At 50.1% G+C, this 15,295-nt stretch carries 11 protein-coding genes; 9 read left to right on the forward strand and 2 right to left on the reverse strand.

Features of this window, described 5'->3' with window-relative positions:
* The first annotated feature begins 129 nt into the window (after window positions 1–129).
* The 3 genes from ACO0LI_RS08945 (at window position 130) to ACO0LI_RS08955 (ending at window position 5,207) form a co-directional block, all read left to right on the forward strand.
* Window positions 130–1,035: a flagellar brake protein gene (locus tag ACO0LI_RS08945; RefSeq protein WP_422952635.1), complete on the forward strand. Its 906-nt coding sequence runs from the start codon at window positions 130–132 to the stop codon at window positions 1,033–1,035.
* Between the two features lie 218 nt (window positions 1,036–1,253).
* Window positions 1,254–3,743 carry a DUF1800 family protein gene (locus ACO0LI_RS08950; RefSeq protein WP_423032315.1) on the forward strand — a complete coding sequence of 830 codons (2,490 nt, stop codon included), beginning with the start codon at window positions 1,254–1,256 and terminating at the stop codon, window positions 3,741–3,743.
* A gap of 12 nt (window positions 3,744–3,755) precedes the next feature.
* The gene (locus ACO0LI_RS08955) at window positions 3,756–5,207 is read left to right on the forward strand and encodes a DUF1501 domain-containing protein (protein WP_422952637.1); all 1,452 of its coding nucleotides are present in this window, start codon (window positions 3,756–3,758) and stop codon (window positions 5,205–5,207) included.
* A gap of 73 nt (window positions 5,208–5,280) precedes the next feature.
* Here ACO0LI_RS08955 and ACO0LI_RS08960 read toward each other — a convergent pair whose 3' ends face one another.
* Both ACO0LI_RS08960 and dcd read right to left on the reverse strand, forming a co-directional pair.
* On the reverse strand, window positions 5,281–6,201 hold the full coding sequence (locus tag ACO0LI_RS08960) for a glutaminase (protein ID WP_422952638.1): 921 nt from the start codon (window positions 6,199–6,201) through the stop codon (window positions 5,281–5,283).
* A 36-nt stretch (window positions 6,202–6,237) separates the two neighbouring features.
* Complete coding sequence (gene dcd / locus ACO0LI_RS08965) at window positions 6,238–6,804, reverse strand: dCTP deaminase (RefSeq protein WP_422952639.1); 567 nt, start codon at window positions 6,802–6,804, stop codon at window positions 6,238–6,240.
* Window positions 6,805–7,116: 312 nt separating this feature from the next.
* On the opposite strand from dcd, the gene ACO0LI_RS08970 reads away from it, so the two are divergent.
* The 6 genes from ACO0LI_RS08970 (at window position 7,117) to ACO0LI_RS08995 (ending at window position 15,294) form a co-directional block, all read left to right on the forward strand.
* Window positions 7,117–9,456 carry a YgiQ family radical SAM protein gene (locus ACO0LI_RS08970; RefSeq protein WP_423032316.1) on the forward strand — a complete coding sequence of 780 codons (2,340 nt, stop codon included), beginning with the start codon at window positions 7,117–7,119 and terminating at the stop codon, window positions 9,454–9,456.
* A gap of 164 nt (window positions 9,457–9,620) precedes the next feature.
* The gene (locus tag ACO0LI_RS08975; RefSeq protein WP_423032317.1) at window positions 9,621–9,911 is read left to right on the forward strand and encodes a hypothetical protein; all 291 of its coding nucleotides are present in this window, start codon (window positions 9,621–9,623) and stop codon (window positions 9,909–9,911) included.
* Between the two features lie 178 nt (window positions 9,912–10,089).
* Window positions 10,090–11,194 (forward strand): peptide chain release factor 2 gene (gene prfB, locus ACO0LI_RS08980; protein ID WP_186951525.1). Its coding sequence is split into 2 segments (ribosomal slippage): window positions 10,090–10,170 and window positions 10,172–11,194, totalling 1,104 coding nucleotides; the frame shifts between segments, so codons are not numbered across the junction.
* Between the two features lie 91 nt (window positions 11,195–11,285).
* Window positions 11,286–12,821, forward strand: a complete 1,536-nt coding sequence (gene lysS / locus ACO0LI_RS08985; protein WP_423032318.1) for a lysine--tRNA ligase — start codon at window positions 11,286–11,288, stop codon at window positions 12,819–12,821.
* 103 nt (window positions 12,822–12,924) lie between these two features.
* Window positions 12,925–14,712 carry an ABC transporter ATP-binding protein gene (locus ACO0LI_RS08990; RefSeq protein WP_423032319.1) on the forward strand — a complete coding sequence of 596 codons (1,788 nt, stop codon included), beginning with the start codon at window positions 12,925–12,927 and terminating at the stop codon, window positions 14,710–14,712.
* Window positions 14,713–14,820: 108 nt separating this feature from the next.
* On the forward strand, window positions 14,821–15,294 hold the full coding sequence (locus ACO0LI_RS08995) for a cupin domain-containing protein (RefSeq protein ID WP_423032320.1): 474 nt from the start codon (window positions 14,821–14,823) through the stop codon (window positions 15,292–15,294).
* Window position 15,295 lies beyond the last annotated feature (1 nt).

Below are 15,295 nucleotides of genomic sequence, written 5' to 3' on the forward strand. Positions count from 1 at the left end.
TCCCTGGCAATAAGTGCTTTTTATTATACAAAGGCACAACAAGACGCTTAATTTGCTCCAATTTTCGATATACAATCAGATTGATAATCAAGACTATGGATACAGTAAATGGGTGGTGCAACAGGACTAATGCCGATCAAGCATACGGAAATCAGCGTAGGTCAGACTGCGCCATGGCCTATCTATGACGAGCAAGGCCATCTGTTGATGGCGTCTGGTGTCAAAATTGAAAGTCAGCATCAACTGGAAGGCCTGCTTGAACATGGGTACTGCAATCCAGATGCCATGTGGGACACTATCCCCTCAAAACTCACGCCCATTTCCAAACCAGTTTCATCTCAATCTTCAGCACCTGGTTCCAGTCCTGCTCCGCAAGACGCGCACAAAGATACGCTGATGGAGTTGGACAGCGTACGCTGGAACGTGGGCGAAACCCTGTATCTGCAAGTCCACGACCATACCGCTGTGCGCTACACAGTGAAGTTGATCGGCTTTGTCAAAAATATGTCCATCATGGTGACAGCGCCGGCCATTGATGGCAAGGCCGTCATTATTCGTGACGGACAAACCTTTATAGTCCGGGCGTTCCCAGGTAAAAAAGCCTATGCGTTCACCGCATCGGCCATCAAATCCGTATATTCGCCCCACCCTTACCTGCATATCTCTTATCCCAAGCAAGTCCGTTGCACCACCATACGCCAGGGTTCGCGTGCCAATGTCAAAATCATTGCGTCCGTCACGATCGGTGATCCCGAGCAAACCGCAGCAGCTACTCTGGGTGACCTGAGTATGGGCGGTGCTTCCGGCGTGATGAAAAAAGTGGTCGGCAAAAAGGGAGATGTAGGTACCATTAAATTCAAAGTCAGTGCGGCGGGTAACGATGAATACCTGAGTCTGAATGTAATATTGCGTTCGCAGGCACCTACTGAAAACGGTCTGGAATACAGGCACGGATTTGAATTCGTCGATGTTTCTGCCCAATCCAAACTCATCCTGTCAGCGTTTGTTCATCAAACACTGGCCGAGATGGACTAAGGGATTATTATTAATTTCATTAACTTGCATTTGAATATAGACGCAAAATCTACAGTTAAGAAATTAATACCATAACAATTACATTTGCTTACCTTTGGTGGGCGTTTATGTGTTGCTTCACTGATTTGTTACACTTTTTGGCGTTGTGATTTTAGGGCATGGATTAAAATTGGCTTTCCCAAATGGAATTGTCTGGGAATGAACTTTCAGGAGTGACCATGCCGCTATTCAGGCTTAACACCGTCAAGCATTGTTTGCTTGTTTTATCCGTTTTTGCATTGAGCTCGTGTGGTGGCGATCAAAAAGCCAGCACATCTTCTGGCGAGGTTACGCCGGCCCCTCCTACAGTACTGGAGCGCCTGTTTGCGCCCGCACCAGTGGTCACCAGTACTACCATCAGTTTTGGTGGTAACCGTTCAAATTATGCGATTACCCAGACCAGCACTGGTTATTCAGTCAAAGACAATATTGGCACAGATGGCACGACCGATGTCAATTCCAGCATTCAGCAACTGATATTTAAAGATGTCTCAATCAATCTGCAGATTGCCAGCCTGTCTTCCAGCATTGCCGCAACTGACCTGAATAACATCATTGAGTTGTATATCTCCTATTTCAACCGCATTCCTGATGCGAATGGCCTGGCCTACTGGGTTACCCAATTCAAGAATGGCATGTCGATAGAAAAAATTGGTGATTCATTTTACATTGCAGCCATACAAGATGCGGCACTGACTGGTTATGCACCAGACGCCAACAATGTCGATTTTGTCACCAATGTTTACCGCAATGTATTGAGTCGCTCGCCACCAGACAAGGCCGGGCTGGATTACTGGACAAGCAGCCTCGCCAATGGCACTGTGACGCGCGGCATAGTCGTGCGCTCCATGCTGATTGCTGCCCATGGTTATGCGGGTGACGCAGTCAATGGCTGGGTCAGTACCCTGCTCGACAACAAAATCAGTGTTGCCAAAAATTTTGCGATTCAGCAGGGTTTCACCTATATAAGCAAAGCAGATTCCATCACCAAGGGCATGGCGCTGGCATCTACAATCACGCCTACAGATTCCAGTATTGCCAATGGCATGATACAAGCTCTGGTGGGCTTTCAGTCAACCAATACTGCCAATGCGCCTACTCCAGCCCAGGCTTCACGCTTCCTGGCGCAGGCCAGTTTTGGTGCGAACAATTCTGACATCAATAACCTGACTAACAGCAGCTATAGTGCCTGGATAGACAAACAACTGTCCATGCCACAGAAATTGCACCGCAGTTATATGGATGCGCAAGCTGCTGGCTTCATCAATGGCTTGAGTGATCTAAGTCAGAATAACTTCTTTGAATCATTCTGGCAGCAGGCAATCAAAGGCGACGACCAATTGAGACAGCGGGTCACCTTTGCCCTCTCACAAATATTCGTGGTGTCCTTCCAGGACAGTAATGTGTCCAACTACCCGCGTGGTGTTGCTGGCTATTACGATACGCTTGGGGCCAATGCCTTTGGCAACTTCCGCAATTTACTGGAATCTGTCAGCCTGCATCCTATGATGGGCAATTACCTGACTTCCTTGCGCAATCAAAAAGAATCTGGCACCCAGGTTCCCGACGAGAATTATGCGCGTGAAGTCATGCAGCTCTTCACCATAGGTCTGTATCAGTTAAATCAGGACGGTACTTATGTCATGAACGGTGGCAAACCAGTCGAGACCTATTCCAGCACAGATATACAGGGTCTTGCCAAGGTATTCACCGGATGGAGCTGGGCAGGCCCGGACAAGAGTGACAACCGTTTCTTTGGCGGTAATGCAGACGCCAACCGTGACTGGTTGCCTATGCAAAGCTACCCCAAATACCATTCAGTTTCGGCCAAGACCTTCCTGGGTGTGACGATTCCAGCGCAATCACCAGCCAATCCCGAAGCGAGTTTGAAAACTGCGCTGGACACGCTGTTCAATCATCCAAATGTTGGTCCTTTCATCGGCAAACAGTTGATACAGCGTCTGGTCACCAGCAACCCTAGCCCGCAATATATTTCCAGGGTTGCGGCAGCTTTCAACAACAATGGCTCGGGTACCAGAGGTGATATGCGTGCCGTCATCAAAGCAATTTTGCTGGACAATGAGGCGCGCAATGACACCACCCTGGCCTTTGCCAACACTGGCAAACTTAGAGAGCCGGTATTACGTCTGGCGAACTGGATGCGCGCATTCAATGTGAGTTCCACTTCTGGCCGATTCTTGATGACCAGCATGGATGACCCGCTCAGTGGATTATCAGAAACGCCAATGCGTTCACCAACGGTATTCAATTTCTACCGTCCGGGTTATGTACCACCAAATTCAGGCATCGCCAGCGCAGGCCTGGTATCGCCAGAAATGCAAATCACGGGTGAAACCTCGGTCGTTGGCTATCTGAACTTCATGCGCGATGTAATTCCTAACGGCACCGGTTCATCGCGTGACGTCAAGGCGGATTACAGCAGCCTCATCAATTTGGCGGCAACGCCGGACCAATTGCTGGATCAATTGAACCTGACGCTGATGTCGAATCAGATGAGCAGCAACTTGCGCAGCCAGATTTTGACAGCTGTTAATTCGGTAACGATACCGACCAACAATACAGCCAATGCGGATGCAGCGAAGAAGAATCGCGTCTATTTGTCAATTTTCCTGACTATGGCCTCTCCTGAATATCTGGTCCAAAAATGAACGGGATCCATCATGACTAAATTAAACGCTTCGCGCCGCGAGTTTTTGCGCTTCTCCACTGCACTTGGTGTTGCCGGTGCTGCAGGCAGCGCCAGTCTACCCTTTGCCATCAATCTGGCAACCATGGGTTCCGCTGCGGCACAAACCTCTTCCGGTGGTTACAAGGCACTCGTATGCCTGTTCCTGTATGGTGCCAATGATCATGCCAATACGGTATTGGCAACAGACAGCACGTCATGGACGCAATACACGACCGTACGCACCACCAACGAAGCGGGATCAATAGCCCTGCCCGCAGTAGGCAGCAATGGCGGCGTCTTGCCCATCAGCCCGACCACATCACAGGCTGGTCGCAGCTTCGCATTACATCCACAGTTGGGGCCATTGAAAAGCCTGTTTGACAATGGCCGTGCCGCAATACTCAGCAATGTCGGCCCATTGATTGTGCCCACCACTCTGGCACAGTACAAGGCTGGCAGCGTACCTCTGCCGCCGAAATTATTTTCCCACAATGACCAGCAATCCCTGTGGCAAGCCTATGCACCAGAAGGTGCAGCTTATGGCTGGGGCGGGCGCATGGGTGACATGCTGGCCTCTTCCAATGCCTATCCCGTATTTACGGCCATCTCAACGTCAGGCAATGCAGTGTTCCTGGCTGGCCGTAACATCAATCAATATCAGGTCAGTGCATCTGGCGCTGTGCCCATCAATGGCTTGACTGGCAGCCTGTTTGGTTCCAGTACCGCTGGCAACCCGCTGAAAAATATCATCTCATCGGACTCTGCCAATTTGTTCCAGAAAGAACATGCGGCAGTCACCAATCGCTCCATCAATGCACAAAGCCTGCTGAGCCCTGCAATGGCACCTGCAGGCGCTACTGGCGTACCCAACCCGACGCAATATACCAACCCGAACAATGGCAATCTGGCCAACAATGGACTGGCTTCCCAATTGCAAACGATCGCCAGGATCATCGCCGGACGCAGCGCCCTGGGCGCGCAACGACAAGTGTTCTTTGTCAGCCTGGGCGGGTTCGATACACATGATTTCCAGCGTACGGCGCATGCAGACCTGATGGCCAGACTGGCTCATGCCATCAGTTATTTTGATGGCGTCCTGGGTAATTTGCAGGGCACTGACATGCGCAAACAGGTGACCCTGTTCACGGCATCAGATTTTGGCAGAACCTTTACCAGCAATGGTGATGGCACCGATCATGGCTGGGGCTCACACCACTTCATCGTTGGTGGCGCGGTCAAAGGTAACAATATTTATGGTGACTTCCCGGTAACAGGTCTCAAGCATAGCCTGGATGTAGGCTCAGGCAGCTTGCTGCCACAAATCTCGGTTGATCAGTATGGCGCCACACTGGCAAACTGGTTTGGACTGAGCACGAGCCAGATCAATGATATTTTCCCGAATATCACTAATTTTTCTAACCGTAATCTGGGTTTCCTGACTTAAGCAATATAGGCCGCTGCGCGCTTGAGGGCGTGTAGTGGCAACTCATTAGCAGCTCAGTAGCAACCACTAGAAATCAGAATATGGACCTGGCCGTCAGCGTAGTAAATCGCTCCAGCGCATAGGTGCCCGCCAGCGAATTACCGGTAGCATCCAGCCCCGGCGACCAGACGGCCACAGCCAGTTCACCTGGTACCAGTGCCAGAATACCTCCACCAACACCGCTCTTGGCTGGCAAACCAACACGATAAGCAAAATCACCTGCCGCATCATAAGTGCCACAAGTCAGCATCAATGCATTCAGGCGTTTGGATGAACTGGCATCAAGGATTTGCTGCCCACTCCAGGGCACAGTACCATGATTGGCAAGGAAGCCGCCTGCCTTGGCCAATTCAGCACAAGTCATGGTCAGCGAGCATTGGCGGCAATAGCTATCGATGACGGTTTTGACGGGATTATGCAGATTGCCAAAATCTTTCATTAAATGGGCAATTGCATAATTGCGGTGCGCTGTCTGACGCTCAGACTGGGCGACCGCCATATCAAAATCGATGGTGGGTTCGCCAGAAATGGTACGGGCAAACTGCTGGACCGCAATATCAGATTGCACAAAGCGGGCCGACAAAATATCAGCAATGACCAGCGCACCCGCATTAATGAAGGGATTACGTGGCTTGCCACGTTCGTATTCCAGCTGCACCAGGGAATTGAAAGGATTACCGGAAGGCTCGCGCCCTACCCGTTCCCAGATCGCATCGCCCTCACGAGAAAATGCCAGCGCCAGCGCAAACAGCTTGGTGACACTTTGCAATGAGAATTTTTGCTGGCTATCACCAATACTATAGGTGCTGCCATCCAGGCAATACACAGCCATACCAAAATGCTGGGCCGACACTTTGGACAACTCAGGGATATAGGAAGCGACTTTCCCCTGAGACAATAAAGGCTGAACTTCAGCAAAAATAGTCTGAAGTATGGCTGCGTAATCCGGCTGCATGAATTTCTTGTATCAGTATTGTATTCAGTCTTGAATTCAGGTTTTCGGTAAAGTTACGCCAACTTGTCCCTGATATTTACCACCGCGGTCTTTGTAGGATGTTTCGCAAATTTCATCACTCTCAAAGAACAAGACCTGAGCACAACCTTCACCTGCATAAATCTTGGCTGGCAATGGTGTGGTATTTGAGAATTCCAGCGTCACATAACCTTCCCATTCAGGCTCGAACGGCGTGACATTGACGATGATGCCGCAACGCGCATAAGTGGATTTACCGAGACAGATAGTCAGTACGCTGCGCGGAATACGGAAATATTCCATCGTGCGCGCCAACGCGAATGAGTTTGGAGGAATGATGCAAACATCACCCTTGAAATCAACAAAGGATTTTTCATCGAAATTTTTTGGATCAACAATGGTGCTGTTGATATTCGTGAAAATCTTGAATTCGTCGGCGCAACGTATATCGTAACCGTAGGAGGAAGTGCCATAGCTGACGATGCGGTTACCATCACGTTCACGCACCTGGCCCGGCTCAAACGGCTCTATCATGCCGGTTTGCTCTGCCATGCGGCGTATCCACTTGTCTGATTTGATACTCATATACTTCTCCTGCCAAATTGATATTGGCGCGATTTTACGCGAAAACAGCTATATCTAATATGGAATTAGCTCTCAAAAAGATAAACAAATTCGAAAAAATTTACATCAATCACGCTACGTCAGATAGCGGCAGAGCAGCTTTAAAGCAAACATGGCAATGCTACAAAATCGCCTGATGCGTCTCAAAGCCCAGGATCACAAGAATAAATTATTAACAAATACATCATCGCACTTGCATGCAAGCTTTTGATTTTTCAGAAGAATTTCCTTATTGCCGCGCAAAACCAACAGCTTTCCGGTACAATTCCGTCAATGAACGCTCAGCCTAAAAATCTTTTCTCTTTTCCCCGTTTTCGCCCGGAAGTTGGCGGGAAAAATACTGCACCTTTCCTCCCCATGTCACGCGCCGAAATGGATGTGCTGGGCTGGGATAGTTGCGACGTTATCCTCGTCACTGGCGATGCCTATATCGACCACCCCAGCTTTGGCATGGCCCTGATAGGCCGTCTGCTCGAGCATCATGGTTTCCGCGTCGGTATCATCAGCCAGCCGGACTGGCAATCTGCCGATGCTTTCCGTGCACTGGGCAAACCAAATCTGTATTTTGGTGTCACTGCCGGCAATATGGATTCCATGGTGAACCGCTACACTGCCGACCGCAAGATACGCTCTGAAGATGCTTATACGCCAGATGGTGACCGCACCAAGCGCCCGGACCGTGCCCTGGTGGTTTATGCCCAACGCGCGCGCGAAGCTTATCCAGATGCCAATGTCGTCGCTGGTAGTATAGAAGCCAGTTTGCGCCGCATAGCCCATTATGATTACTGGTCTGACAAGGTAAGACGCTCAGTTCTGCCAGATTCCAAAGCCGACATCCTGCTGTTTGGCAATGCCGAACGCGCCCTCATTGATCTGACGCATAGACTGGCACAGGGCGAAGCCATCAAGGATATCCGCGATTTGCGTGGTACTGCCTTCATGACACCCAAAGGTTGGCTACCAGATGAAGAATGGACGGAAATCAACTCGGTCAAAATTGACACGCCAGGCAAGATAGAAGCGCATACCGACCCGTATGCCATGGTGCCTGAGAAAGAAGCAAAATGCGCCACGGGCGATGCACCTGCCACTGCTGCCGTTTCTACGCAAGCCAAGCCTGAAGTCAAAGCAGAAACCAAGGCTGACGTTGTGCAACTGCAAGCCATACGCATCATGAGTCGTGAAGAGCGCCAGCTCATGCTGCGCAACAAGCAACACAAATCGGTCATACGCCTGCCATCCTTTGATGAAGTCAAGGAAGATGCTGTCCTGTATGCCCATGCCTCACGCGTATTCCACCTGGAAGCAAATCCAGGCAATGCCAAGGCACTGGTGCAGGGCCACGGCGACCGTGATGTCTGGCTGAACCCGCCACCGCTGCCACTGGCCATGGATGAGATGGATGGCGTGTATGACCGCGCCTATGCACGTGCGCCCCACCCTGCTTATGGCAAGTCACGCATACCAGCCTGGGAGATGATACGTTTCTCGGTGAATATCATGCGTGGCTGCTTTGGTGGCTGTACTTTCTGCTCCATTACCGAGCATGAAGGCCGCATCATACAAAGCCGCTCCGAGCCATCGATTTTGCGCGAGATAGAAGAAATCCGCGACAAGGTCAAAGGCTTTACTGGCACTATCTCTGATCTGGGCGGCCCAACAGCCAACATGTACCGTCTGGCCTGCAAGGACAAAAAGATAGAAGAATCCTGCCGCCGCCTGTCCTGCGTCTATCCAAGCATCTGTTCAAACCTGGGCACTGACCACAGCAAGTTGATCTCAATTTACCGCAAGGCACGCGCCCTGCCAGGCATCAAAAAGATATTAGTCAGTTCCGGGTTGCGCTATGACCTGGCGGTGCGATCACCTGAATATGTAAAAGAACTGGTGACCCATCACGTTGGCGGCCTACTGAAGATCGCGCCTGAACATACTGAAGCTGACACTTTGTCCAAGATGATGAAGCCCGGCATAGGCAGCTATGATGAGTTCAAGGCTATGTTCCAGAAGTATTCAAAAGAAGCGGGCAAGGAACAGTATCTTATCCCTTACTTTATCGCGGCTCACCCAGGTTCTACCGATGAAGACATGGTGAACCTGGCTGTCTGGCTCAAGAAAAATGATTTCAAGCTGGACCAGGTGCAAACCTTCATGCCTACCCCTATGGCGCTGGCAACCACCATGTACCATACCCGCAAGAATCCACTGAAGAAAGTCACAGCAGATTCAGAAGTAGTGGAAACGGCACGTTCAGGCAAGGTACGAAAACTGCACAAGGCGCTGCTGCGCTATCACGCACCGGAAAACTGGGAAATCATCCACGAAGCTCTGGTACGCATGGGCAGGCGTGATTTGATAGGTAGCGGGCCCAAGCACCTGATCCCGCTGCGCCAACCGCACATCCCGATTACCATCGATGAAAGTGGTGTCGCCAATGGCAAACGCGTAGCAGCACCAAAAATTGATACTTTTGGCAAAAAGTCTTATTCTCGATCTGCAGGAAATGCAAAAACAACACCAGGCAAACCTGCTGCCACCAGTTCTGCACGGCCTGCGCTGGCGCACAAGGCAGCAAAGCCTAAGGCTGCGACCAGCAAGACAGGCAGACGCTAGCAAATTAACAATCAACAATAATCTGAAATAAATGGAAGCTGTGTTGACCTCGTCGGTCAGCACAGCTTTTTTTTAAGCTTGCCCTTTTTATGTCCTGCCACTGATGTAGAATCAAATCGTCACTTGCCACCAAATCCAGGTCATCAACACCACAGGGAGGAAGTATGAAACACATGAAAACAGTATTAATACTTGAGCATACTGAAGAAGTTTTCGACAAGCTCACCTGTGATGTCTGTGGTACAGAATCCAAATGGGATGAGAACTGGGCGACCAAAGAGCATGAAAAGTCCATCACCACCCTGCAACTGGAAGAGGAAGAGTCCTTCCCCCATGGCGGTCAGTCTACCCAGACGCAATACCATATCTGTCCATCCTGCTTCAAAACCCATCTGGCAAAGTGGATGGAAAGCCACAGAGAGTCGAAACCTACCGTCACCAACTCTGTCTGGTAACGATAAGCGTGCTGTACTAACGATCACTTTTGGCAAGTAATCAATAAACCCTGACAAATCTGTCGGGGCTTATTCGGAATTTAATATCATTTAAACATATCCACGTGAGCAAATTACATCAAGCGTCCTGCAGCAAGGTATAATGCAAGGTTTGATTGCATTAGAAAAGTATAAAATCATGGAAGCTGAACGCCTCAATAGCCTGTCCGCCCTGCTCGCCGACCTGACAGTCCGCGAAGCCGAACTCCGGAGGTATCTTTGACTTCGATATCAAGTCAGAGAAACTGGAACAAGTCAACGCCGAACTGGAAGACCCTGCCGTCTGGAATGATCCCAAACGCGCCCAGGAATTAGGCAAAGAAAAAAAATCCCTGGAAAACGTCGTCAATACGCTTGTCAAAGCGGATAGCGGCCTGCGCGACGCGAACGACCTGTTCGCCATGGCGCGCGAAGAAAATGACGACGATACCCTGGAAGCGATAGAAGTTGATGCCCAGAGCCTGCGTGAACTGGTTGAAGGCATGGAATTCCGCCGCATGTTCAATAACCCCATGGACCCGAACAACTGCTTTATCGATATCCAGGCTGGTGCTGGTGGTACTGAAGCACAGGATTGGGCATCCATGCTGCTGCGTCAATATTTGCGTTATTGCGAACGCAAGGGTTTCAAAGTCGAAATCATGGAACAGTCTGACGGCGACATCGCTGGCATCAAGACTGCCACCTTGAAGGTCGAAGGCGAATACGCCTATGGCTTCTTGCGTACAGAAACCGGTGTACACCGCCTGGTCCGCAAGTCACCATTTGACTCCAACAATGGTCGCCACACATCCTTCTCCAGCCTGTTTGTTTATCCTGAAGTGGATGACTCTTTTGAGATTGATATCAACCCGGCAGATGTGCGCACCGACACTTACCGCGCCTCTGGTGCTGGTGGTCAGCATATTAATAAAACTGACTCTGCTGTTCGTTTGACGCATGGCCCTTCTGGCATTGTTGTTCAATGCCAGAATGATCGCAGCCAGCACAGGAACCGTGCTGAAGCATGGGAAATGTTGAAGGCCAAACTGTTTGAACTCGAGCTGCGCAAGCGCATGAGTGAAAAACAAAATCTGGAAGATTCCAAGACCGACGTAGGCTGGGGTCACCAGATTCGCTCTTATGTACTGGATCAATCCCGCATTAAGGATTTACGCACGAATTTTGAATCAGGCAACACCAAAGCAATTCTGGATGGTGACCTGGATGAATTCATCGCGGCATCCTTAAAGCAAGGCGTGTAATTAATTTTGTACAGTGCGCAGGCGACCGCCTGCGCAGCCTTAAAGAATCAAAACCCGCAGGCCAGATGCCTGCCCTCCCTTAGGGAAAATTATGTCTGATATCAATAACACGACAGCAGGTGAATTGCCTGTTGATGAAAACTCCATCATCGCTGAACGCCGCGCCAAACTTGATGCCATCCGCTCCAAAGGCGTAGCATTTCCAAATGACTTCCGCCCACAACACAAGGCAGCGGAACTGGCAGAGAAATACGGAGCAATGAGCCGCGAAGAACTGGAAGCACTGAATGTTGAAGTCAGTGTCGCTGGCCGCATGATGCTGAAACGTGAAGCTGGCAAAAAAGCAGCGTTCGCGACACTGCAAGATGCATCCGGCATCAAGGCTGATGGCCGCATACAGTTGTATGTCACCACGGACAAAACCGGCGAAGCCGAGATGGAAGCCTTCCGTCACTATGATCTGGGCGATATCCTGGGCATAGAAGGAGTACTGTTCAAAACAAAAACTGACGAATTGACAGTCAAGGTCACGACCTTGCGCATGCTGACCAAATCCTTGCGCCCCTTGCCTGACAAATTCCATGGCCTGGCCAATCAGGAAACCAAATACCGCCAGCGTTATGTCGATCTTATTATGAGTGAAGATACACGCCGCACTTTCAAGGCACGTACGGCCGCCATGAATTCTATCCGCACATTCATGAACAGCAATGATTTCATGGAAGTGGAAACACCGATGTTGCATGTGATACCTGGCGGCGCAGCAGCCAAGCCTTTCATCACGCATCACAATGCGCTGGACATGCAGATGTATCTGCGTATCGCACCTGAGCTGTATCTGAAGCGTCTGGTGGTTGGTGGTTTTGATCGCGTATTCGAGGTCAACCGCAACTTCCGCAATGAAGGTGTATCACCACGCCACAATCCGGAATTCACGATGATGGAGTTTTATGCCGCTTACGTGGATTACAAATGGATCATGAACTTCACTGAGCAAGTCATACGCAAGGCTGCCGAAGATGCGCATGGCACCGCGGTACTAACTTACCAGGGCCGAGAACTGGATTTGAGCAAGCCTTTTGAGCGACTGACCATCGTTGGTGCCATTCACAAATACGCGCCAGGTTATACCGATGAACAACTGCACGATGCCGCATTCATCAAGACAGAATTGCTGAAGTTTGGCGTCAAGCCTTTTGTCACAGCAGGCCTGGGGGCATTGCAATTGGCCCTGTTTGAAGAAACCGCCGAAGCACAATTGTGGAACCCGACTTTCATCATCGATTACCCTGTCGAGGTCTCGCCACTGGCACGCGCATCTGACACCGCTGCAGGCATTACCGAGCGTTTCGAGCTGTTCATGACAGGTCGTGAAATCGCCAATGGTTTCTCTGAATTGAATGATGCAGAAGACCAGGCAGCGCGCTTCCAGGCTCAGGTTGCCAACAAGGATGCAGGCGATGAAGAAGCCATGTACTACGATGCTGACTATATCCGCGCTCTGGAATATGGCCTGCCACCGACTGGCGGTTGTGGCATAGGCATAGACCGTTTGATGATGTTGATTACTGACTCACCTAATATCCGTGACGTGATTTTGTTCCCGCATTTGCGCCGGGAAGATTAATAATTGACATAGTCAAGCATAAATAAGGAAGGGACTGTAGAATTTGCAGTCCCTTTTGTTTTTGTCATCTTCTGCAATTTTCTGCCATTAAGTAAATCCAGCCATGCCACCAGTCCACCCACTTAAAAAACTCCTGAATTATGCCAAGGCATATAAAACAGATCTTCGCCTCGCGACCATTTATTCGATATTGAACAAATTCTTTGATGTCTTACCTGAGGTCTTGATTGGTGTCGCAGTCGATATCGTCATCAATGGTGACAAGAGTTTTTTGGCAAAACGGGTACTGGGTGGTTTTGGCATTACCGATACCTGGCATCAACTGATGTTCCTTGGCGCAGTAAACGCTCTGATCTGGGGTGGTGAATCCTGGTTTGAATATTTGTTGTCAATCAAGTGGCGCAAGCTGGCGCAAAATCTGCAGCATGATCTACGTCTTGATACTTACGACCACGTCCAAAAACTGGAGATGGCTTATTTTGAAAACCAGCGCACCGGCAACCTGATGTCCATCTTGAATGAAGATATCAACCAGATGGAACGTTTCCTCAATGGCGGTGCTAACCAGATCATCCAGGTTATCTGTTCTTCCATCATGGTCAGCGCGGTGTTTTTCACATTACAACCATCTCTCGCTGTTATCTCCTTGTTGCCCGTTCCGTTAATATTGATAGGCGCATTCTGGTTTCAAAAACGCCTGGCACCGCGTTATTCTGAAGTGCGCGAAGCTGCTGGAGACGTCAGCGCTCGACTGAACAATAATTTGCTGGGTCTGGCCACCATCAAAGCCTTTGCGACCGAGACTTTTGAAAAGAATCATATAGCCGAAGCCAGCAACACTTATCGCGAAGCCAACAGCAATGCAATTGCTATCAGCGCCGCTATCACACCTGTCATACGCATGGCGATTTTGGCGGGCTTTACCGCCACTCTGGTATACGGTGGCTGGCTGACCTTGCAGGGCGACCTGGCTGTCGGCGCTTATTCTGTACTGGTGTATCTGACGCAACGCCTGCTGTGGCCCATGACAGGCCTGGCTGAGGTTGCAGACATGTACCAGCGCTCAATGTCAGCCATAGACCGCGCCATGGGTTTGCTGGATACCAAAATCAATATCCCGTATGAAGGCAAGCATGTTGCACCGACACAGATCAAGGGTGAGCTGCAGTTCGATCAAGTTGATTTTGCATATGGTGATCAAAAAACCTTGCAGCAAATCAGCCTGCATATACCAGCCGGCAAGACTGTCGCTTTTGTTGGCTCTACTGGCTCAGGTAAATCGACCCTGGTGAAACTGCTTTTGCGCTTCTACTCTGCACAAGCAGGAAAAATCACGCTGGATGGCACAGAAATCAATGACATCAACCTGCAAGACCTGCGTCGCTGCATAGGCTATGTTGCGCAAGACAGTTTCCTGACCGATGGCACGATAGCCGACAATATTGCCTATGGCATGCAGGATGCTGACGACGCAGCTATCCGGGACGCTGCACAGGCAGCAGAAGCCATGGAATTCATTTCAAAACTGCCGCTGGGTTTTGCTACCCGTATTGGTGAGCGCGGGCAGAAACTCTCTGGCGGCCAGCGCCAGCGCCTGGCATTGGCCAGGGCAATTTTGAAAAATCCACCTATACTGATACTGGATGAAGCCACCAGTGCTGTCGATAATGAAACCGAAGCAGCAATCCAGCGCAGCCTGGATGTTGTGAGCCGTGACCGTACCACCATCGTCATCGCCCATCGCCTGTCCACAGTACGTCAGGCAGATTGCATACACTTATTGGAAGCTGGCAAGATCATAGAAAGTGGCACGCATGACGAATTGCTGGCACTGGATGCAGGTTATGCGGCCCTGTGGCGCTTACAGACCGGTGAACGCACTCATGTATAATTTGAGGCCAGACTAAATGACAAAGGTTAAACAGATTCTGGTTTAACTTTGTTTTTCATACTGAATGGCAATTCGGTGCTACTCTTACAACATGGGAGAGTACAAAGCATGAAAAAATCACTGACGATAGGCGTAGCTGCCGTTTTGCTGACCTTGCTGGGCGTTACCTCCTATCAGGCCATTGCCTATGTCACGCAGGCGCAGCCGGCAAGTGCTACGGCTGTTAATTTGCCCGTCAAACCCTTTGAGGTTGATCCATCCTGGGTCAAGGAAGGCAAACCGAATTTCCGTGCCGCTGAATTTTTCAAATCCCATGATGGCGACACCAGTTCAGGCATTTTTGAATGTGATGGCCCCTCTACTTTTGAATGGCATTACCAGCTTGATGAAAGTATCTATGTGCTGGAAGGCGGCGTGGATATTGAATATGAGGGGAAAAAGTTTTCCCTGAAGCCTGGAGATACCGTGCTCTTCCGTGCAGGCACGAAAGCACTCTGGCATGTACCTAAAGGCATACGCAAGAGCTGGACCCTGCATGATGCTGGCAAACCCGCACGCGGGCTTGCCAAGTTACTCAAATAAG

Origin of the sequence: Undibacterium sp. Tian12W (assembly GCF_049339405.1) — a bacterium.
Classification (GTDB): Bacteria; Pseudomonadota; Gammaproteobacteria; order Burkholderiales; family Burkholderiaceae_D; genus Undibacterium.